This is a genomic window from Mariniflexile gromovii (assembly GCF_017814435.1).
Taxonomy (GTDB): Bacteria; Bacteroidota; Bacteroidia; order Flavobacteriales; family Flavobacteriaceae; genus Mariniflexile; species Mariniflexile gromovii.
This window is the reverse complement of sequence record NZ_JAGJCB010000020.1, coordinates 11,521-31,944: the sequence shown is the minus strand read 5'-3', so window position 1 is coordinate 31,944 and position 20,424 is coordinate 11,521. Positions and strand designations below refer to the sequence as shown.

Annotated in this window: 12 protein-coding genes; 5 read left to right on the top strand and 7 right to left on the bottom strand. The window is 33.4% G+C overall.

Going from position 1 to position 20,424, the window contains the following annotated elements; all coding sequences use genetic code 11:
* The first annotated feature begins 13 nt into the window (after window positions 1–13).
* Window positions 14–1,018: a sugar kinase gene (locus tag J8H85_RS15965; protein ID WP_209656272.1), complete on the top strand. Its 1,005-nt coding sequence runs from the start codon at window positions 14–16 to the stop codon at window positions 1,016–1,018.
* A gap of 5 nt (window positions 1,019–1,023) precedes the next feature.
* On the opposite strand, the gene J8H85_RS15960 is transcribed toward J8H85_RS15965, so the two are convergent.
* Window positions 1,024–1,920, bottom strand: coding sequence for an SMP-30/gluconolactonase/LRE family protein (locus J8H85_RS15960; protein ID WP_209656270.1), 897 nt, complete (start codon window positions 1,918–1,920; stop codon window positions 1,024–1,026).
* Window positions 1,921–2,226: 306 nt separating this feature from the next.
* On the opposite strand from J8H85_RS15960, the gene J8H85_RS15955 reads away from it, so the two are divergent.
* The 3 genes from J8H85_RS15955 to J8H85_RS15945 are packed head-to-tail and all read left to right on the top strand — an operon-like array spanning window position 2,227 to window position 9,025.
* Window positions 2,227–5,565, top strand: a complete 3,339-nt coding sequence (locus J8H85_RS15955) for a transglutaminase family protein (RefSeq protein WP_209656268.1) — start codon at window positions 2,227–2,229, stop codon at window positions 5,563–5,565.
* Window positions 5,566–5,572: 7 nt separating this feature from the next.
* The gene (locus J8H85_RS15950) at window positions 5,573–8,131 is read left to right on the top strand and encodes a circularly permuted type 2 ATP-grasp protein (RefSeq protein WP_209656266.1); all 2,559 of its coding nucleotides are present in this window, start codon (window positions 5,573–5,575) and stop codon (window positions 8,129–8,131) included.
* Window positions 8,132–8,134: 3 nt separating this feature from the next.
* Entirely contained in the window at window positions 8,135–9,025 is an 891-nt protein-coding gene (locus tag J8H85_RS15945; RefSeq protein ID WP_209656265.1) for a transglutaminase family protein, read from the top strand.
* A gap of 317 nt (window positions 9,026–9,342) precedes the next feature.
* Here the strand turns inward: J8H85_RS15945 and J8H85_RS15940 are convergent, their stop codons facing one another.
* Window positions 9,343–9,582, bottom strand: a complete 240-nt coding sequence (locus tag J8H85_RS15940) for a ribbon-helix-helix domain-containing protein (RefSeq protein WP_209656263.1) — start codon at window positions 9,580–9,582, stop codon at window positions 9,343–9,345.
* 262 nt (window positions 9,583–9,844) lie between these two features.
* Here J8H85_RS15940 and J8H85_RS15935 point away from each other — a divergent pair, with 262 nt between their 5' ends.
* Window positions 9,845–11,275: an ApeA N-terminal domain 1-containing protein gene (locus J8H85_RS15935; protein ID WP_209656261.1), complete on the top strand. Its 1,431-nt coding sequence runs from the start codon at window positions 9,845–9,847 to the stop codon at window positions 11,273–11,275.
* Between the two features lie 63 nt (window positions 11,276–11,338).
* Here the strand turns inward: J8H85_RS15935 and J8H85_RS15930 are convergent, their stop codons facing one another.
* The 5 genes from J8H85_RS15930 to J8H85_RS15910 form a co-directional block, all read right to left on the bottom strand.
* Window positions 11,339–12,559, bottom strand: coding sequence for an ATP-binding cassette domain-containing protein (locus J8H85_RS15930; RefSeq protein WP_209656258.1), 1,221 nt, complete (start codon window positions 12,557–12,559; stop codon window positions 11,339–11,341).
* A 142-nt stretch (window positions 12,560–12,701) separates the two neighbouring features.
* On the bottom strand, window positions 12,702–13,562 hold the full coding sequence (locus tag J8H85_RS15925; RefSeq protein ID WP_209656256.1) for a BadF/BadG/BcrA/BcrD ATPase family protein: 861 nt from the start codon (window positions 13,560–13,562) through the stop codon (window positions 12,702–12,704).
* 84 nt (window positions 13,563–13,646) lie between these two features.
* Window positions 13,647–14,651 carry a type I glyceraldehyde-3-phosphate dehydrogenase gene (gene gap, locus J8H85_RS15920; RefSeq protein WP_209656255.1) on the bottom strand — a complete coding sequence of 335 codons (1,005 nt, stop codon included), beginning with the start codon at window positions 14,649–14,651 and terminating at the stop codon, window positions 13,647–13,649.
* A gap of 17 nt (window positions 14,652–14,668) precedes the next feature.
* Window positions 14,669–15,655: a 6-phosphofructokinase gene (gene pfkA, locus J8H85_RS15915; protein WP_209656254.1), complete on the bottom strand. Its 987-nt coding sequence runs from the start codon at window positions 15,653–15,655 to the stop codon at window positions 14,669–14,671.
* Window positions 15,656–15,813: 158 nt separating this feature from the next.
* Complete coding sequence (locus tag J8H85_RS15910; protein WP_209656253.1) at window positions 15,814–20,187, bottom strand: translocation/assembly module TamB domain-containing protein; 4,374 nt, start codon at window positions 20,185–20,187, stop codon at window positions 15,814–15,816.
* Window positions 20,188–20,424: the final 237 nt, after the last annotated feature.

Here is a 20,424-nt window from a genome sequence, read left to right as displayed (position 1 = left end):
TATATCTTTCAGTATGAAGCAAATTATTACATTCGGAGAAGTTTTGATGCGTTTATCTCCAGAGGGAAACAAAAAATTTATACAAGCTAATTTATTGGAATTTTATTTTGGTGGTACTGAAGTAAATGTGGGCATCTCTATTGCTAATTTTGGTGAAAAAGTAAAGCACATTAGTTGTGTGTCTAATGATTTTGTTGGTGATACTGCCATTAAGTATATACAAAAATTTGGAGTTAGCACCTCTGCCATTGTACGTTCGGATAAACCTTTAGGTGTTTATTTTCTTGAAGTTGGGGCTGTAATGCGACCAAGTGCTATTTCTTACAATCGCTCCCATTCTTCGTTTTCTGATATTAAACCAAATATGGTAAATTGGGAAGGTATTTTAAGAAAAGGGAAATGGATCCATTGGACAGGCATTACTCCTGCCCTTAGCAAAGGGGCGTACGACACCCTAAAAGCAGGTCTTATTATAGCCAAAAAACATGGAATCACTGTTAGTGCCGATCCCACCTACCGCAATGGTTTATGGAAATATGGTGAAAATGCCAAAGATGTTTTAATAGATTTACTTACCTATTCTACCATTTTTATTGGTGGCATTAATGAAATAAATGAAGTTTTAGATACCAAATACGAATATTCCAATGATGATTTTATTGAAGCAAGTAAAGCGTTAATGGTTAAATTTCCTTCCATTGAAAAGGTTTTCGATAAAATACGAACTCCAATAAACGCCTCGTGGCACAAAATTAGAGCCAGAATGTGGAATGGAAAAGAGTTTAGGGAAACCAGTGATTTTGACATTACTCACATTATTGATAGAATTGGTACAGGTGATGCCTTTGCCGCTGGATTAATTTATGGTTTACAAGAATTTGACGATTATAAATCCATGGAATTTGCAAGTGCTGCATGCGCATTAAAACACACTTATGAAGGTGATGTTAACTACGCAACAGTACCCGAAGTAATGGGGATTTTAGATGGGAATATTTCTGGTAGATTCAATAGATAGGGGTTTTAGTTTACACCTTTTACCTGCATCTTTAATGTATATATAGATTTGCGAGCCGTGATAAAAAGTATGTTTCTTTTTTTACCGGCAAAACAAACATTTGAAGGTTTTTCGGGTACTTCTATCTCACTAATTAAGGCTCCTTTAGCGTTATATACCCATACTTTTCCTGAGGTAAGATAAATATTTCCTTTGGCATCAATGGTCATTCCATCACTACCATGTGGTGCAAAAAAGGTTTTATTAGCTAAAGTTCCATCTTCAGTTATATCATATTTCCATATTTTATTATCTCCATTATCTGCAACATAAAGTGTTTTCCCATCAGGTGTCCCTATAATACCGTTCGGTTTTACAAAATCAGAAATCACAAGTTTTATATGTCCTTCTGAATCTAGTGAATAGACGCCCTGTACGTCTTGTATTTGTTTATGGTCTTCGGCCCAGTAGGTTCTATGGTAATACGGATCGGTGAAGTAGATAGTTTCATTTGGGGCAATCCATAAATCGTTTGGTGCGTTTAAATGCTTACCTTCAAAGTCTTGAAAAATAACATTCATTTTTTTGTTTTCATCAAAATAGACTAATTGATTATTTTCATCGGCGCAGGCAACAAGCTGTCCTTTTGAATTAAAATACATACCATTGGATCGTCCTGTTCCTTGTAAATAAAGTGAAACACCTTTTTTTTCATCCCAAATATGAATCTTATCATTAGGCTGATCGGTAAAATATACGTTACCATTTTTGGCCACCGCTGGGCCTTCTGTAAAAAGAAAACCAGTTCCAGCCATTTCTACATGAGCATTTTGTTTAAATAATTTATCCTTTTTTTGACCATGTGTGGAAGCCATAAAAAAAATGATCACAAAAAATAAAAACAAAAAATCGAGTTTTTTCATAAAATATCCATTTCAAATTAAAAGATTAAAAATACATATAATAAGGTAAAACATTGTTTCTAATAGAAGATGTATGAATAAAAACCTGTTTTTTAACCGTAATACTATTAATAATACTTTATTTTTTTACCATTAAATATGTGATTATAATAGTTTAAAATTGTTATTCTATTATTATTACAAAATTGCTCTTAGTTATTATTTTTTTAATAATTAGTGCTCAGTTATTTGTAAATTAGAGTTTATAAAATAACTTTCTTTTCAATTAAAACAGTAATTTGCATTGTTTCTAACACCTTTATTTAAATGGCATTAAAAATTGTAATTTCACATAAAACACTTTACAAATACGATCGTTCGGTATCATTATCCCCTCATATTTTCAGGCTTCGACCCGCGCCTCATAGCAGAACTCCCATAGAAGCGTACTCTTTAAAAATTAAGCCTGAAAATCAATTTTTCAACTGGCAACAGGATCCTTTTGGCAACTATTTAGCCCGAGTTATTTTTCCTGAGAAAACTAAGGAGTTATCTATTGAGGTTGAGATTATAGCCGATTTAAAAACCATCAATCCTTTTGATTTTTTTGTTGAAGAATATGCCGAAGAAATTCCATTTAAATATGATGCCATCACAAAAAAAGAACTTCTTCCCTATCTAGAAGTCACCGAAAATGGAGAACTTTTAAAAAACTTCCTAAAAACCATAGCTAAAACACCTAGAAAAACCATTTATTTTTTGATTGATATCAATAGAAAAATATATGAGTATCTTAAATATAATATTCGATTAGATCCGGGTGTACAAAACTGTGAAGAAACCTTAAAACTAAAAAGCGGTTCTTGTCGTGATTATGCTTGGTTATTTGTGCAAACTTTACGCCACTTAGGTTTTGGTGCGCGCTTTGTATCAGGTTATTTAGTACAGTTAAAATCGGATGAAAAATCACTGGACGGTCCATCAGGCCCTGAAGAAGATTTTACCGATTTACATGCTTGGGCAGAAGTATACATCCCAGGTGCTGGCTGGATAGGTTTTGATGCCACTTCTGGTTTATTGGCTGGTGAAGGACATATTCCATTGGCATGTACACCGTCTTTTGAAAGTGCTGCCCCAGTATCTGGAATGAGCGATGTTTGCGAAACCGAATTCTTTTTTGAAAATTCAGTAAAACGAATTTTTGAATCGCCCAGAGTTACCAAACCTTACACCGAAGAACAATGGGATGCCATAAACGCACTGGGTTATGAAGTTGAAAAAGATTTGGTAAAAGGCGATGTTAGGCTTACAATGGGGGGCGAACCTACCTTTATTTCCATTGACGATATGGAAAGTGAAGAATGGAACACAGAAGCCGATGGCGACCACAAACGAGACCTTGCAAAAAACCTAGCAGCTAGATTATATGATGAATTTAGCGAAAATGGCATCATTCACCAAGCACAAGGAAAATGGTATCCTGGTGAGCCTTTACCAAGATGGAATATTGAATTATGTTGGCGAAAAGATGGTAAAGCCATGTGGAGAAACAGAAATAAGGATTTATTCTGCTTGTTTGCCAAAAACACAAAATTAGCACCAGATTCAGATAAGCTATTTTTAGAAACGTTAACAACTTTTCTAGGCATTACAGATAAAACCATTAAACCTGTATATGAAGATAGTTTCTACTTTCTTTGGGAAGAGGGCAAATTACCAATAGATATTGACCCGACTCAAGAAGACGGCAATATGCTGGTTAAAAACAAGCTAAAAGAAATTTTAAAAAATGGTACTACAAAGCCTGTGGGGTATGTAGTTCCTATTAACAATTATAAAAATAAATGGTTCACTTGTAATTGGACTTTTAGGCGTAAACACATTTTTTTAATACCTGGTAATTCCCCTATAGGTTTGAGATTACCACTTGGTTCGCTTTTAAGAGAGCCTGAGCAACAAGATTTCCCAATATATGAACCAGATCAATTTTCAAAACAAGAAGAATTACCACAATATTTCTATTCTGTTTTAGTTAGACGTGAAAAATTTCTAAAGAATAAATTAGATAATTTAAATGAGGATTATTTTATTAGAACAGCATTATGTGCTGAAATTAGAGATGAAAAACTTCATTTATTTTTGCCGCCTACCGATTCAGCCGAAGTATTTTTAAACCTGATTGCTTCCATTGAAGCCACTTCCAGTTTATTAAGTATTCCCGTAATTTTAGAAGGTTATAGCGCTCCTAAAGATAATCGCTTGGAATCTTTAAAAATAACTCCAGATCCTGGGGTTATTGAAATTAATGTGCATCCGTCTAAAAATTGGTCAGAGCTTACAAACACCACATTCAAACTATATGACCATGCTAAACATGCACGTTTAGGCACCGAAAAATTTATGCTCGATGGTAAGCATACGGGTACAGGTGGTGGTAACCACGTTACTTTAGGCGGTACCTCGCCTGCCGATAGTCCGTTACTACGTAAACCCAGTTTATTGCGCAGTTTGTTAACTTTTTGGCAACACCACCCAGGACTTTCCTATTTGTTTTCCGGTGCTTTTATTGGCGCTACCAGTCAAGCGCCAAGAATAGATGAAGCGCGCATGGAAAATTTATATGAATTGGAAATTGCATTCAGCCAAATACCTAAAAATGGCGACGTGCCTTTTTGGTTAACCGATAGGTTATTCCGCCATTTATTAACAGATTTAACAGGAAATACGCACCGTGCAGAATTCTGTATCGATAAATTATACTCACCCGATTCATCTTCTGGACGTTTAGGTATTTTAGAATTGCGTGCTTTTGATATGCCCCCACATCCACGCATGAGCTTGATGCAAAATTTATTGGTTCGAACGTTGGTTGCTTGGTTCTGGAAAACACCTTATGAACACAATTTAGTGCGTTGGGGTACCGAATTGCACGACAAATTCCTAACGGAACATTATGTAAGAGAAGATATTAAGGATATTGTAGACCAACTTAATAAAGCTGGATATCCGTTTAAAGAAGATTGGTTTAATCCTTTTTTTGAATTCAGATTTCCGCTTCATGGTATGGTTGAAATCAATAATATCCATTTAGAACTACGAGCTGCCATAGAACCTTGGAACGTTTTAGGTGAAGAAATGACTGGAGGCGGAACTGCCAGATATGTAGATTCTTCTGTAGAACGTGTTCAAGTTAAAGTGTCGCACTTTATTGAAGAGCGTTATGTACTTACTTGCAACGGTATTAAAGTACACTTAAATAGTACGGGGGTTAAAGGTGAATATGTTGCTGCAATTCGCTATAAAGCTTGGAACCCACATTCATCATTACACCCAACCATTGGTGTAGATACGCCTTTGGTTTTCGATATTATTGATACTTGGAATAAACATTCTATTGGTGGTTGCACCTATTTTGTGAATCACCCGGGTGGCCGTTCGTATGAAACCTATCCTGTAAATAGTTATGAAGCAGAATCAAGACGTATCAATCGTTTTTGGGAACAAGGGCATACACAAGGTGATATTACTGAAGTTGAGAAAATTACGCAAGATGACAACAATTCCGACAGAGACTTAAAAAAATCTGAAGCTTCCAAAAAATTTAATTATAAAGAATTACCAATTAATTTCGAATTTCCTTATACCTTAGACCTCAGAAAAAAATAACCGATTGATGCCGATTGATAATAACACGCTTTTTAAAAATTATTTTTCCGATTTTAAGAATTATGATGAAGTTCTAAAATCCAATATGTCCGTGAATCCCAATTGGGACAAACTACTCAATAATATTACCGAAATGGGTGCCGATACCTTAATCTCGAAGCAAAATGAGATGGATTGGTTAATGGATGAAAACGGTGTTACCTATAACGTTTATAACGACCCCAAAGGCATGCACCGTGCTTGGGAGTTAAATATTGTGCCTTTTCTTATTCATGAAAAAGAATGGGAAACAGTTGAAAAAGGCATCAAACAACGCTCAGAGTTATTGAATTTAATTTTAAAAGATGTTTATGGTGAGCGCGAACTTATTAAAAATGGCATCATTCCGCCCGAAGTTATTTTTGCTCACCGTGGCTTTTTAAGACAATGCGACCAAATTCAATATAAAACAGCAAAGGATCTATTAATATATTCTGCCGATTTAGCACGTGGTCCCGATGGCCGTATGTGGGTGGTAAACGACAGAACCCAAGCACCATCAGGTATGGGCTATGCTTTGGAAAACAGGTTTTCAACCAGTAGAATATTACCAGATATTTTCAAAGATATCTATGTAAAACAACCTTCGCATTTCTTTTTCGATTTCAATCAAATGCTCATCGAAGCAGCGCCACAAAATAAGGAGAACCCCAATATTGTTATCCTTACTCCCGGTCCGTTAAACGAAACCTATTTCGAGCATGCCTATATGTCGTCATTCTTAGGCTATCCCTTAGTAACAGGAAACGATTTGGTGGTACGAAGCGGAAAAGTTTGGATGAAATCTTTAAAAGAACTGAAGCAAGTTGATGTTATTTTAAGACGTGTAGATGATGTGTTTATGGATCCTTTAGAGCTTCGTGAAGACTCTTATTTAGGAGTTGCTGGTTTGCTGGATGTAGTTAGGCAACAACAAGTAACTATTGTAAACCCTATTGGTAGTGGCGTTTTAGAAAACTCGGGGTTAATCCCGTTTATGAATGCTATTTGCCAATACTTTTTAAAGGAAGATTTAATTTTACCACAAATAGCTTCGTGGTGGTGCGGACAAAAAAAGGAACGCACTTATGTTTTAAACAACCTAACCAATTTGGTTGTAAAACGCATAGACCGTTCCAACAGAGAAAGCATCTTTTTCTGTGAATTTTTAAAACCAAATCAGTTAGAAGAGTTAAAACAGGAAATTCTAACCAACCCCTATAATTTTGTAGCTCAAGAAAAAATATCCTTTTCAACAGCACCCGATTTTGTAAATGGCAAACTCGAACCCCGTAAAGTGATGTGCAGAACATTTTCCATTGCGCATAAAGATGGCTATTCGGTAATGCCAGGGGGTTTAGTACGAGTAGCCCCTGAACGTGAAAATTTATTCGTATCAAACCAACGTGGTGGCGTTAGTAAAGATTTTTGGATCGTTACAGATGAACACCAAACCAACATTCAAAATTATTCGTGGGATGATAGTTGTAGAATTTCCATTTCAGGCATCAACGATTTACCCAGCAATACCGCCGAAAATTTATATTGGTCTGGTAGGTATTTAGGCAGAGCCTTGCTTACTGCTCGATTTTTACGCACCGTACTCAACAAGATGAGCAGCGAACAATACAACAAACAAATAACGGAATCTGAAAGTTTACTTAATTTATTTCAGTCGGTTACAAATATTACCTCTACATTTCCTGGTTTTATAGGTGAAGAAGGCGAAGAAGCTCTAGAAGATCCATTAAAAGAAATTTTGTCTTTAATGATGGATGCCGATAGGATGGGAAGTTTTGCGCAAACACTTTCCAGTTTTAATAATTCATATTATTCGCTTCGAAATTTATGGTCTAAAGACATGTGGCGTGTTTTTGATGGCATCCAAAAAATTTGGAAACGTTTTGAAGTTGAGGATGATAAAACATCTACCCCTGCCCTTATAAAAGTTCTGGACAGAATTATTACCAGACTCATCGCTTTTATGGGGCTTATTGAAGAAAGTATTCTGGTTGATCAAGGTTTGCTTTTATATTTTATTGGTTTACAAACCGAACAAGCCACTATGAATATTGCCAAATGCCGTTCGCTTTTAGTAATAAACCATAGAGAACAACCCCAGTACGACATTTTGGAAGCTTTATTAACCAGCCATGAGAGTTTAAATATTTACCGCTACAGTTACCGTTCGTATTTAAGCATTGAAAATGTTATCAACCTTATTCTATTGGACACCGAATATCCAAAATCGCTAACCTATCAGCTTAGACGCATTCAAAAAGATATTGATCGGTTACCCCATTCGGAAGTCACTGGAAAAGCAACCGACTGCCAAAAATATATTTCTGAAGCTAATTTTAAAATTAAAAGTTTAAATATAGATGCGCTTTTAGTATTGGATCCAGATGGTGTTATCAGACAAAATTTAGATGATGCTTTAGCTGAATTAAGCGATTTGCTGCATAAAATGAATTTATCCATATCGGACACTTATTTCAATCATGCGTACCAGCAAACACAATTGGTTAATCAAAATTTCCCTCTTTAATTTATGGAGTTTACAGTATCACATACTACCAGTTATGAATATGAAAGTGGTGTTACCTTTTGCCATAACATTGCTACGTTAAAACCAAAAAGTATTGTAGGGCAAACTTTATTGGATTATCAACTTATAATTAGCCCTACTCCTGCTGAAATAACGGAGCGTTTGGATTTTTTCGGGAATACCATCACCCGTTTTTCTATTCAACAACATCATACAGAACTTAAAGTAACTGCGCTAAGTAAAATTTTAAGAGATAGCAGTTTACAACCCGATATTGAATCTTCTGCCACTGGAAAAACCATCACTTTAGAAACAGCGTTAGAAAGTTTAAAAACGAATTCACCAGAGCATATTGATGAGAAACAATTCATTTTAGAGTCTATTTTTATAGCGAAAATTTCACCAGAAATGAAGGCTTATGCCGAAGTATCCTTTAAACCAAACAGACCCATTTTTGAAGCTGCTTATGAGTTGATGCAACGTATTTACACCGAATTTGAATTCGATTCAGAATTTAGCACCATTGCAACGCCACTTCACGAGGTCATGAAAGAGAAAAAAGGCGTGTGTCAAGATTTTGCACAAATTGCCATTGCCTGTGTGCGTTCTATAGGATTACCTGCACGTTACGTAAGTGGTTATATTGAAACGTTGCCACCTCCTGGAAAAGAAAAATTGGTTGGCACCGATGCATCGCATGCGTGGTTTTCGGTTTATATACCTACGTTTGGTTGGGTAGATTTTGACCCCACCAACAACCAAATACCAAAAAACCAACACATAACCGTATCGTGGGGACGCGATTATTATGATGTACCACCGCTAAAAGGTGTTATTTACAGTACTGGTAAAAATAAGATGAAGGTGGCTGTGGATATCAGGCCAGCTGTTTAGGAAGGTTTGAATTGTTTGAAATAGGACTATTTTAAAAACTATAACATATTTTTCAAGTCTTGTCTTCCAACTATGGTCATAATTTCTACAATACCATTATTAACTCTGTAATATATACTATCAGAACCACAAACACAGCATCTATAACCTTCTCTCATAAAATCGACTGATTCAAATCAAAACGGGTTTTCATATATGATATCAAAATACACAAAGAAATAGTTAAAATATTTATCTGCTTGAATTTCTCCAAATTTTTTAACTCCATAATGATGAATTCTTATTAAGTCTTACTAGCTACACGACTTAATTAGTATTTAGCCATTAAGTAAAGCCTTTGATTTCGCTAAAATTTGATCTTTACTATCATTCGTAAATCCACTATTCTCAGCTTTTTCCAATTTAGAATTTATCCAATCAATATGTTGATGCTGTTTTCTAGCTTGTCTTATCAAATCGTTTACAACTTCGCTTTTACTAGCATATTCTTTATTTTCCACTTGAGATTTTAACCATTCATCATTTGGTTGCGTTAATGAAATACTTTGTCTTGCCATGAGGTGCGTTTTTGATGAAAATTTACACCAAAAAAAATAGGTTTTCAAAATTTTTAAACTTATAGTTACATTAAACCTACTTGATTTTCCTTAGTACTTTTCAAATCTATTTAAGGATGAAAAAGTGATTTATATTTAAATTTATTTATATAGGTTTTGTGGGAAAAAATTTCTAAATTCGTTCAACTACTAATATTAAACATTAGAACAATTTAATATCAGCTACCTATAAACAAGCCGTAAAATATACATTTACATCTTAATGAAAGAAAATTTTAAAATAATTGGCGAATGGTTCTTACCAAATCAAAAAAACAGAATTCATGGAACATTAAATTACGAAAAAAACGGCAAAACAACTCTTGAATTATATGGAAGTTTAACCTCTGATAATATTCCAGAATTAGAAACTCATGAAATAATACTTGGAATATCAAGTAAGAATAAAGAGTTAACACTTTCAGGCTGCTATATGACAAACTATGAAAGTGCAACTTTTGTTCGAGGAAAAGAGGGAGCAAAAAGTTCTGTAACTTATTTAATATCTTATATTTTTATTGGTATACACGTTTCTAGAAATGACGAATTAATATTTGATAACATCTCATCCGAAATATTCAATCTTTACCAATGGTTAGGAATTAGTGGCTTCAAAAAAAATGAACTTTACTCTAAAAAGATTAAAAATAACGAATATTGTATTGAATATAAATTACCTGAATCAATAGAATTTGAAATAGACAAAACATATTCTGGTAAATTTAGTTTTAGCGTGAATTACCTGGGCTTTTCTAATCATCATGGAAATCAACAAATTAGTCAACAAGTACAATTTCAAATTTGCTCTAAAAATGAAATTAATTTTCTTGAACTTATAAAAAAAGTTAATAGATTTAAGAATTTTTTACTTTTAGCACTTTACAGAAATACAAGTATTTTATCTTTAAAATTGAAAGGAGAAAGCCATAAGGAAATTTTAGCAGATGGTAGACAATTCAAGAAGCGCATAGAATTATTTTTTTCAACATTTCATTCTGAAAATTATGACAGACCTATATCATTCCGAGAAATGATTTTTAGTTATCAAGATATAGATTACAAATTCCCAGAATTAATTAAAAACTGGTATTCAAATTACGATTTACTAGAACCTGCCTTCAACCTACTTTTTGAACAATTTTATCAAGTTTCAAAATTCAATGAAAATTCTTTCTTAAACCTTGCTCAATCTGCTGAAACATTCCACGCTAGAATTCATAATCACACAAAAATTCCAAGAGAAAAATATAAGATTATGAAAAAAGAAATATTAAAGACAACTGATTATAAATATCATAAATGGCTTAATGAGCAATTCAATTTTGGAAATAATCTTAATTTACATTTGAGACTTAAGGAAATCACAGAAAAATACTCAAATGACGTAATTGATGAAATAATTTCTGATAAAGACGAATTCATTTTTCAAGTAAAACATTCCAGAAATTATTATACACATTATTCAAATAGTAGTAAAAGAAATGCTCTTAAAGAAAGTGATTTAAATTATTTGTCTGAAAAATTAAAGTTACTACTCGTTTGTGCTTTTCTTATGGAGTCAGGTTTTAAAAAAAAAGAATTATCAACATTATTGGATAATGTTAAATGGATACTTTTTAACCATTTAGCAAATTGGAGTAAAAAAAACGAATAAGTTAACCTACGATAATTTATAATTAATTGTTTAGCTATAAACTAATTTTATTTCAACAACTATTTAAATTTTTCCGCCAACAGATCCCTTTTCACTCAGTGTTAACTCATAAATAAAATCAGGGTTTAAACCAACTTCTTTTCGGTGCGACACGTATAAAATAGCAGTATCGGTTTCTTTGGCTATTTTATTTATAAGTTCGGAGAATAGTTTGGCATCAGAGTCGTCGAGTCCGTTAGTGGGCTCGTCTAAAATAAGCAATGGTGGGTGTTTTACCATGGCCCTGGCTATTAATACCAAGCGTTGGTGCCCTTTTGATAAGTCTAAAAAACTTTGTTTTCTAATAGCGTACATTTGCAACACGTGCAGCCATTGCTCGGTGATTTTAATTTGCTCGTTGGTAGGTGTTTTATACAAGCCTACCGTATCAAAAAAACCGGAAACTATCATATTCCCTATAGAATCCAAGCGTTTAAAACCTCGTAACATTTCTGAAGAAAAATAACCGATTTTCTTTTTAATATCCCAAACGCTCTCTCCACTACCCTTTTTTACTCCAAATAAAATAATATCTTGTCCGTATGCTTTGGGATTGTCGCCATAAATCATACTCAACATAGTGCTTTTTCCCGAACCGTTGGCACCTATTAATTGCCAAAATTCGCCACGCTTTATTTCCCAAGAAATATCGGTAATAATAGGACGTTCTTGATAAGACACTGATACCTTATTAAACTTTACCAAGGGATTGATTTTTTCTGAAATGGGACGGTACGGTTGTGGTAAGGCCTCCACAAACCGCATATTTTGATTGGTTTGTGAAGTTTCCTTTAGATTGAATTCAACCAGCGTTTTATCTTGAAGTTTATAAGTTTTGGTTATAAATTGTAAAATATCATCTTTTCTATTTGTAATTTGAATGATTTGGGTTTCATTACTTAAATCTGAAAACGTTTTTTCTATATCGGCTTGTTTTGCTACATCAAGATTGCCAAAAACATTATCGGCAATAATATAATCGGGCTTTTGTAAAATGATATGGTTTAACAAGGCCTTTTTTCGTTCGCCTTCAGAAGAATGCAGCAAACTGTTTTTTGTTTCTGTACGCACATCAAAATGCCCATGAATGATTTCTTCATCAATAAATTTATTCAAGCTTATTTCAGAAAAAAGACCGTGTTTTAAATCTTTCAACTCTTTAAAAATAGCTCCAGAAATGATTTGTTCTATTAGCTGAAGTTTATCATCATTATTGCTAATGTAAATGGCTATATGGTTTTTCAATGGGTTTGTTTTTTTTGGGTTCTAAACTAATAAATTTAATTTTAAAACTACCACCTCATAAAAAGACCTCACAGGTTTTAAAAACCTGTGAGGTCTGATAATCTAATCATCAAAAAAAATATTTCGATTTAAAAATTTAGATTTATAAGTTTTTAGTATGATAAGCAACCAAACCTTCAATAGGTCTGCGTTCAAAATTACCAACTGTAAAGCCCATTTCCTTAGCTACGGCTTTAATTTCATCTTGTGCAAAATAAGCAATAGAGCCTGCAAAATGTACAGGAACGGTTTTAAGTTCCTCTTTATATTGCATGATGTAATTTTTAACAAAAATGCGAATGCCTTCTTTAATCATTTCAACAATATATTCTGAATCTTTGTTTAAAAACATAAATTCTGCAAAATTTGCTAAATACGCGTTTGGATTTGGCTGTTTGTATATGTTGTATTTAACATAATCGGCTTCCATGTTATATTTGCTACCAAATGCTACTTTAATATTTTCGGGCATCAGGTTGAAATAATAATCTCTAATCAACTGTTTTCCATAATAATTTCCTGAAGCATCGTCCATTAAAATATAGCCTAAAGACTGAACTTTTTGGTGCAACTTGGTACCATCATAATAACTACAATTAGAACCTGTTCCTAAAATACAAACAACTGCAGCCTCCGTATCGTGACTAATAGTGCCGTAAACAGCTGCCAAAGTATCTTCTTCAACTTTAACCATAGCTGTTGGAAACACTTCTACCAAGGCATTTTTTACAATTTCTTTACCACGCTCTGTACCACAACCCGCACCGTAAAAAAACACGTGCGTTACTTCTTTTCTGTGGGCTTTTAAGTTTGGATTCTTTTTAATTAGTTTTTTTAGCTTTTCCTGTTTTAAGATTTCAGGATTAAGACCTTTTGTTCGCAACTTCTCTAAAAGTTGTTTGCCATTATTATCTACTGCAATCCAATCACTTTTTGTGGAGCCACTATCAACAATTAAAATCATGAGTTTTCTAAATAAAAAAACTCCACAGACTTTGTTTTAAAACAATAAATCTGTGGAGTTCATAATTAATATTCTTTTCTTAAATTATATTTTACTAATATATTGAGCAAGGTCAACTAATTTAGTTGAATAACCAAACTCATTATCGTACCAAGATACTAATTTAAAGAAATTATCATTAAGAGCAATACTTGCGTCTGCATCAAAAATACTTGTCATAGATTCTGAAACGAAATCTTGAGATACTACAGCTTCTTCAGTATAACCTAAAACACCTTTTAAATCGCCAGATTCTGAAGCTTTTTTCAATACTGCTTTCACTTCATCCCAAGATGCAGATTTTTCAGTTCTAACAGTTAAATCTACTACAGATACATCTGGAGTTGGAACTCTAAATGCCATACCTGTAAGTTTTCCGTTTAATTCTGGAATTACTTTACCTACTGCTTTTGCAGCTCCTGTAGATGAAGGAATGATGTTTGCTAATGCACTACGACCACCTCTCCAGTCTTTCTTAGAAGGACCATCAACAGTTAATTGTGTTGCAGTTGTAGCGTGAACCGTAGTCATTAAACCTTCGATAATTCCGAAGTTATCGTTAATAACTTTAGCTAAAGGCGCTAAACAGTTTGTAGTACAAGATGCGTTTGATACAATAGTATCTTTAGCAGTGATTTTTTTGTTGTTTACACCCATTACAAACATTGGCGCATCAGCCGATGGTGCAGAAATTGCTACTTTTTTAGCACCTGCAGTAATGTGTTTTTGAGCTCCTTCTAAAGTTGTGAAGATACCAGTACAATCCAATACTACTTCTGCTCCAACAGCATCCCATTTTAAATCTTCTGGGTTACGTTCTGCAGTAATTCTTATTTCGTTTCCGTTAACAACTAAATTACCATTTTTTACTTCAACGGTTCCATTAAAACGTCCGTGTACAGAATCATATTTTAATAAATATGCTAAATGTTCTACATCTAGTAAATCGTTGATTCCTACTATTTCGATTTCTGGTCTGCTTGCAGCTACTCTAAAAGCAATTCTACCTATTCTACCAAATCCGTTAATTCCTAATTTTAATTTTGACATAATCGTGTTTATAAATGTTAAGTGCTCATGATATCTGAGACACGCAATAATTCTAAATTTATTTTTGTTTTTCCTTTAATGGCTTTTTCCAATGGGGTTAGTTCCATTTTACTATTTAGCAAACCAACCATGTAATTTGTTTTACCTTCTAATAAAGATTCCACTGCTTTAACACCCATTCTACTTGCTAAAACGCGATCGAAACATGATGGTGCACCACCACGTTGCATGTGCCCAAGCACTGATACACGTACATCGTAACCCTCTAAATTTTCATCAACAAAGTCTTTTAGCTCGAAAATGTTTTTTCCTATTTTATCACCTTCAGCAACAATAACAATGCTTGATGTTTTTCCTGACTTTCTACTTCTATTTAAGGAATCTACCAACCTATCCATTCCTAAATCTTCTTCAGGAATTAAAATTTCTTCGGCACCACCTGCTATACCGGCATTTAATGCTATATGGCCCACATCGCGACCCATAACTTCTACAAAGAAAAGTCTGTTATGTGAACTTGCAGTATCTCTAATTTTATCTATGGCATCAACTACGGTATTAAGTGCGGTATCAAAACCTAAAGTGTGGGTTGTTCCAACAATATCATTATCAATAGTACCAGGAATACCCATAACAGGAAAGCCGAACTCTTGATTGAATATCATGGCGCCTGTAAATGTTCCATCTCCTCCAATAGCTACTAATGCATCAATATTTGCTTCAACTAATTTTGCAAATGCTTTTTCCCTACCTTCTTTTGTTCTAAATTCTTTTGAACGTGCTGATTTTAAGAAAGTTCCTCCTTTATTTATGATGCCCTTTACACTTCTAGCAGTCATTTTTTCGAAATCGCCTTCTATTAAACCTTCATACCCGCGATATACCCCAAAACACTCTATTTCATGATAAGCACATGTTCTAACTACAGCACGTATAGCTGCATTCATCCCCGGAGAATCGCCTCCAGATGTTAAAACGGCAATTCTTTTAATTGTTTTTGACATTAAATTTTAATTTTTCAAAGGTAAAATTACTAAACAAAAACCATATATCTATAGCATTTACCCTATTTTAATGCACATATTAAACTATAACGTTTTAGTTTGCAAAAAAAATAGTGAAGAATTATAAACCCACTTCTTTTTATATAAAAATGTGCAATTTATTCTTTTGAAGAAGTCTTCATTTTCATATAATCGGGAAATACACTCGCTTCTTTTTCGGTTTCTTTTTCAATAGTAATTTCTTCTTCCTTTTTAGCATTTCTAAAAAAGTTTTGTATTAGCTCTTTAAACGTATCAAAATCTACACTATATGAAAGCCCGATACCTTGGGTGTAGCCTATTTTTTCGCCAAAATTTTGAATACTGTTTTCTCTATTGAATACATTGGCAGTTAAAGTACCTTCGTCATTTAATAAAAAATTGATTTCCACATCGCCTGCAATAACAGTTTCAGTAGCTGCACCTCCAACGGGCACTCCTACTTTACCATTGATAAGTATGCGGTCGCTAATTTGGGTTTGTAAGGTAACACCAAATCGGTCATCAGTTTGGTAGTCTGGTTGGTTTTGACCCGCTTCATAGTTCAACCCTATATTAAGTTTACTATCGCCTGTTGTAAAAATGCCATTAATGATGCCATTTAATCGTTCGGCAATGGTACCCGAAAAATTAAGTTCGCTTAAACCTCTTGAAAAAGATCCTGTAGATAATAAGTACAAGGCTTGGTTTTGTTTATCGTTATCAGATTCCAAACGGTATTGCAACTCCGATTTTATAGTGGAGCTTACGGTAGGGAATCTAAAATCGTAAAGTGGCGTTGGACGCTCTAAATCGCCTGTTAAAGTGATATCCAGCTCTACAGGGATGCTTCTATTAATAGGATTGTCCAGTAATGGCGATGGGTTTGTTTGGGTTTTATAGGTAGCGCGCATATTCAATTCGGCGTTAAGCGGATCGCCTTCCCAAGCAATGGTACCACCGGGTTGTACTGTAAATTCCTTTTGAATTAGACCGCCATAGGCGAAATTATAAACCCCTTCAAATACCGAGAAATCTCCCCACATATTGAATTTTCCATTGGTATTGATTTCAACCAATAAGCCCCCACGACCACGACCTTTTAAGGAGTGTCCTGAATTTTTATCAATAATAATTTCAACTTCGGCATCTTCGGTTACATCCAAATCAAAATCCAGCTCCAGCCCTCGTATTTCGTTAAACACAACTTCTTTACCTAACCTTCGGGCTTCTTTTTCTTCTTTTGTGATGAAATGTATATAGGAGTTATCTCCAAAAGACTCGGTATCACTTAACGGAATTTTAAAAACAGTTCCAGATTTTGTTTCACCAATAACGCTAATTACCAATTGGTCTGTTGGCCCTGAAATACTTGCCCTACCACCAATAAAACCTGTTCCGTAGTATAAAGCGTCTTCGGTTTCTTTGGTGTCTAAAATCAATAGTCTGGGTGTGTTTAATCTTAAATCTAGGCTCCATTTTGAAAAGTTAACATGGCTTATAGAACCGTTTATCTGTCCTTTTGATTTTTGCTTTGTATCGGTAATTTGAATTCTGTTAAAAATAAAACTCTGGTTTTTAAGTGACACCGAAGAATTATTGGCAAATTGATAATCTACATTTAAATAAGGAACGCCAAAACCACCATTATCTAAACTTAAGCTACCATTTATATCAGGTTTCCTTAAATTTCCTATTACATTCACCTTTCCGGTAGCTAAACCGCGTATGTTTGATAATACATTTTGTAAAAAAGGGTTTAAGGGCTTCAAATTAAAGTCGTTAAGCTCCAAATCTACATTTATATTAGATTGTTTTCCGTTTACAGTGATATCGCCAAGTGCCCTAAAGGATTTATGAACATCATTTTTAATGGTAACATCTACATTGTAATTGGTTAAATTTTGATTCCCTTTTATATTGGCATCAAACGAACCTAATTCGAAATCGTTCACCTTAAAATCATCAATCACAATATTTGAATTAGGCAAATAACTTCCATTTTTTTGCAATAAATCCAGCTTACCATTAACCCTACCTGCTAATTTTAAACTGTCAATTTCTGGAACTATTTTAGCTAAATCGACATTTTTGAAATCCAGCTTTAAGTCTTTTTGTGTGGAATCTTTTATAAAGCCCGAAAATTTAATTTCTTCATCTTGGTGGTTTATAGCCAGCTTGTCTATATTAAATTTTGTGAAGGTATTATTGAACGAAATTTTATTGAATTTATCCTTCTTTTCGTTAATATACCATGTATTATCCTTTATGGTAACATCCGATTTTTTAAATCCAATAACCGACTCTTTCTCTTTATTGATGGTATGATAGAAGCTTAAGTTGAAAATATCATTGTTGCGTTTTCCGCCTCTAAACTCCGAACGCATAAATAAGGTATCGTTTACCGTAACATTAATTAAACTGAATTTGGAAACGTTGTAATACTTTGTATTTAAGCTATCTACCTCTACATAAGTGTTAAAAAGCGGATTGCTATTATCAACCTGAAGCTCAATATTGTTGGCAAAATAATCAAGCAATTTTATTTGTGGCGATTTAAAAGTGAGCTTAAATTGTCTTTGATCGTTTTCAACACGCCCTTTTATATAGGTGTTTTTTCCAAGTTCGATTTCTGGATAGAAAACTTCAACTATTTTATTATAAATTTTGAAATTGAAATCGATGTTTTGATTGGTTTTTATTTTATGCGGAATGTAATTGGTATAAATATGCCCTAATGAATTTTCGAATAGTTTTTTTATATCATTAACAACAAAACGGCCTTTAAGTTCCCCTTCAATTACATCGGGCGATTTTATTTCTATAAAGCGAATATCCTCTTCAAATCTGGACGTTAAATCTAATTTATCAAAATAATACGTGTCATTTTGGTTTTTATAAACTGTATTTTCAAAAGAAATTTTTCCGTAGGCATCATCAAGCGTGCTACTGTTCATGTTCATTTTAACTTTACTGCTAAACTGGGACAAACTATCTTTCTTTATAAAATTTAGAGCGTTTAAATTGGCATAATCTACATGGGCTTCAAAATCATATTTTTTAACTTTTTCAGAAAAATCTACAAGTCCTAAAAAGTTCAATCTTAAATTTTTATCGTTTGCAATTAAATTTCCGTCAAAAATTTTATTCCTAACATTTCCAATAACTTTAATTTCTGAGTAGTTATATTTATTGAATTCTATTTCATACACATCACCTTTTACTTGGGTGTTCAAATTTTGAGCAGTAAAACCATATCCTTTTACATCAAAATTTAAAGATGCCTTTCCAACTGTTGGGTCGTTAAGAAAAGCGCCTAAATCAAAACTTTCAAAAGCAACCTTACCATTGTATGATGCATTGTCGATATCGTTAATTTTTGATATTTGTAAGTTGGAATCTACATAACCCAATTCGGTATCAATTTGAATATTAGCATCAACGGTTGATGCGGTTACCTGGGAATTACCAACAATGGTAAATTTTCCTAGCTTATCAAACGAAGAAGGGATCGACGCTCCTAAAATATTGGGCAACAAACCTTTTAAATCTTTATATGTGGAAGATAAATTTCTGAAATTTCCATTCATATAGAAATTCCCTTCTTCCTTGTTAAACAGGTTCTTAAAAAGTATGTCGCCATCAACAACCGTGTTGTTTCCTGTATTTAATTTTAGATTGGTGGTTTGTAAATTATTTAAAGTTCCAGATAAATCAACGCTTAACTCAACCGATTGATTGTTTCCAAATTCATTATAAAACACATTAATTTCATCTACAAATACATTAGAATTATTAAAACTGGCGGTTACCAAAACCTTATCGGTAAAATATTGCAAATCTTCTCTTATATACGAAAACTTCAAATCGCCTTTTAATCTGGAGTGCTGGGTTTTAGCATCTAAATTAGCAAAGGTCATATCGGTAAGCGTGTATGCAAAATCGGTCATCATATTTTTCATAACCAATCCTCTGCTATCTTTAAAAGCTAGGGTGTTTATTCGGGCGCTAACATCACTTCCATTAATTAAAAAATTGGTAGCATTTATGTTTAGCTTCGTAAATTCAAGTAGTTTTGAGGTCTCCCTGTTTTCATCAAGAAGTCTAAATGTTCCATTATAAATAGAAACATCACTAGAAGATAATAAAAAGGTGCTGGGGCTTTTTCGTGGGTTATCATCTTCAAATTTATGCACAAAAACATCCAAATTTGTTTCCGATTCGCCTTTATGGGTTTTAATATTAAAAACTAAATCTTCAATATCAATATCCCCAAAAGTCAATTTCCCATTAATTAAATTATTGATGCTTATAATGGAGGTGTTTAATTCTGCAATACCAATAAGTGTATCTTTCTTATAATCTTCTATATAAATATCCTTAAGTTCCACATCGCCATTAAACTGTAAGCTAACTTTATTAATATTTATGTTGGTTTTAAATTCGTCGTTCAATCGCTTTGTGGCATATTTACCAAGGCTGGTTTGAACAGAAGGAATAGAAAGTACCAGCACCAAAATGATGAAAAGTAGCAGTAAGATACCTGCTATTTTATATGCTATTTTGAAGGCTTTTTTGATGCTTTTTTAAATTATGGATTTATTGAGAACGCTTAACATTTCCTTAGTCAAATTCTACCTATAAATTATTGATTAAAGTAAATTATACAATCTGTATTTTTACTTCAATTAAAAAATATATTTAAGTAGTTTTGCAATTACGGATAAAAGTACTGTATTAGACTTTAATTC

What these genes read in the sequence shown, in the direction of transcription:
- J8H85_RS15960 (WP_209656270.1), bottom strand. Translation starts at nt 1,920, where the DNA reads ATGAAAAAACTCGATTTTTTGTTTTTATTTTTTGTGATCATTTTTTTT.
- J8H85_RS15940 (WP_209656263.1), bottom strand. Translation starts at nt 9,582, where the DNA reads ATGGCAAGACAAAGTATTTCATTAACGCAACCAAATGATGAATGGTTA.
- J8H85_RS15935 (WP_209656261.1), top strand. Translation starts at nt 9,845, where the DNA reads ATGAAAGAAAATTTTAAAATAATTGGCGAATGGTTCTTACCAAATCAA.
- J8H85_RS15945 (WP_209656265.1), top strand. Translation starts at nt 8,135, where the DNA reads ATGGAGTTTACAGTATCACATACTACCAGTTATGAATATGAAAGTGGT.
- J8H85_RS15955 (WP_209656268.1), top strand. Translation starts at nt 2,227, where the DNA reads ATGGCATTAAAAATTGTAATTTCACATAAAACACTTTACAAATACGAT.
- pfkA (WP_209656254.1), bottom strand. Translation starts at nt 15,655, where the DNA reads ATGTCAAAAACAATTAAAAGAATTGCCGTTTTAACATCTGGAGGCGAT.
- J8H85_RS15925 (WP_209656256.1), bottom strand. Translation starts at nt 13,562, where the DNA reads ATGATTTTAATTGTTGATAGTGGCTCCACAAAAAGTGATTGGATTGCA.
- J8H85_RS15965 (WP_209656272.1), top strand. Translation starts at nt 14, where the DNA reads ATGAAGCAAATTATTACATTCGGAGAAGTTTTGATGCGTTTATCTCCA.
- J8H85_RS15950 (WP_209656266.1), top strand. Translation starts at nt 5,573, where the DNA reads ATGCCGATTGATAATAACACGCTTTTTAAAAATTATTTTTCCGATTTT.
- gap (WP_209656255.1), bottom strand. Translation starts at nt 14,651, where the DNA reads ATGTCAAAATTAAAATTAGGAATTAACGGATTTGGTAGAATAGGTAGA.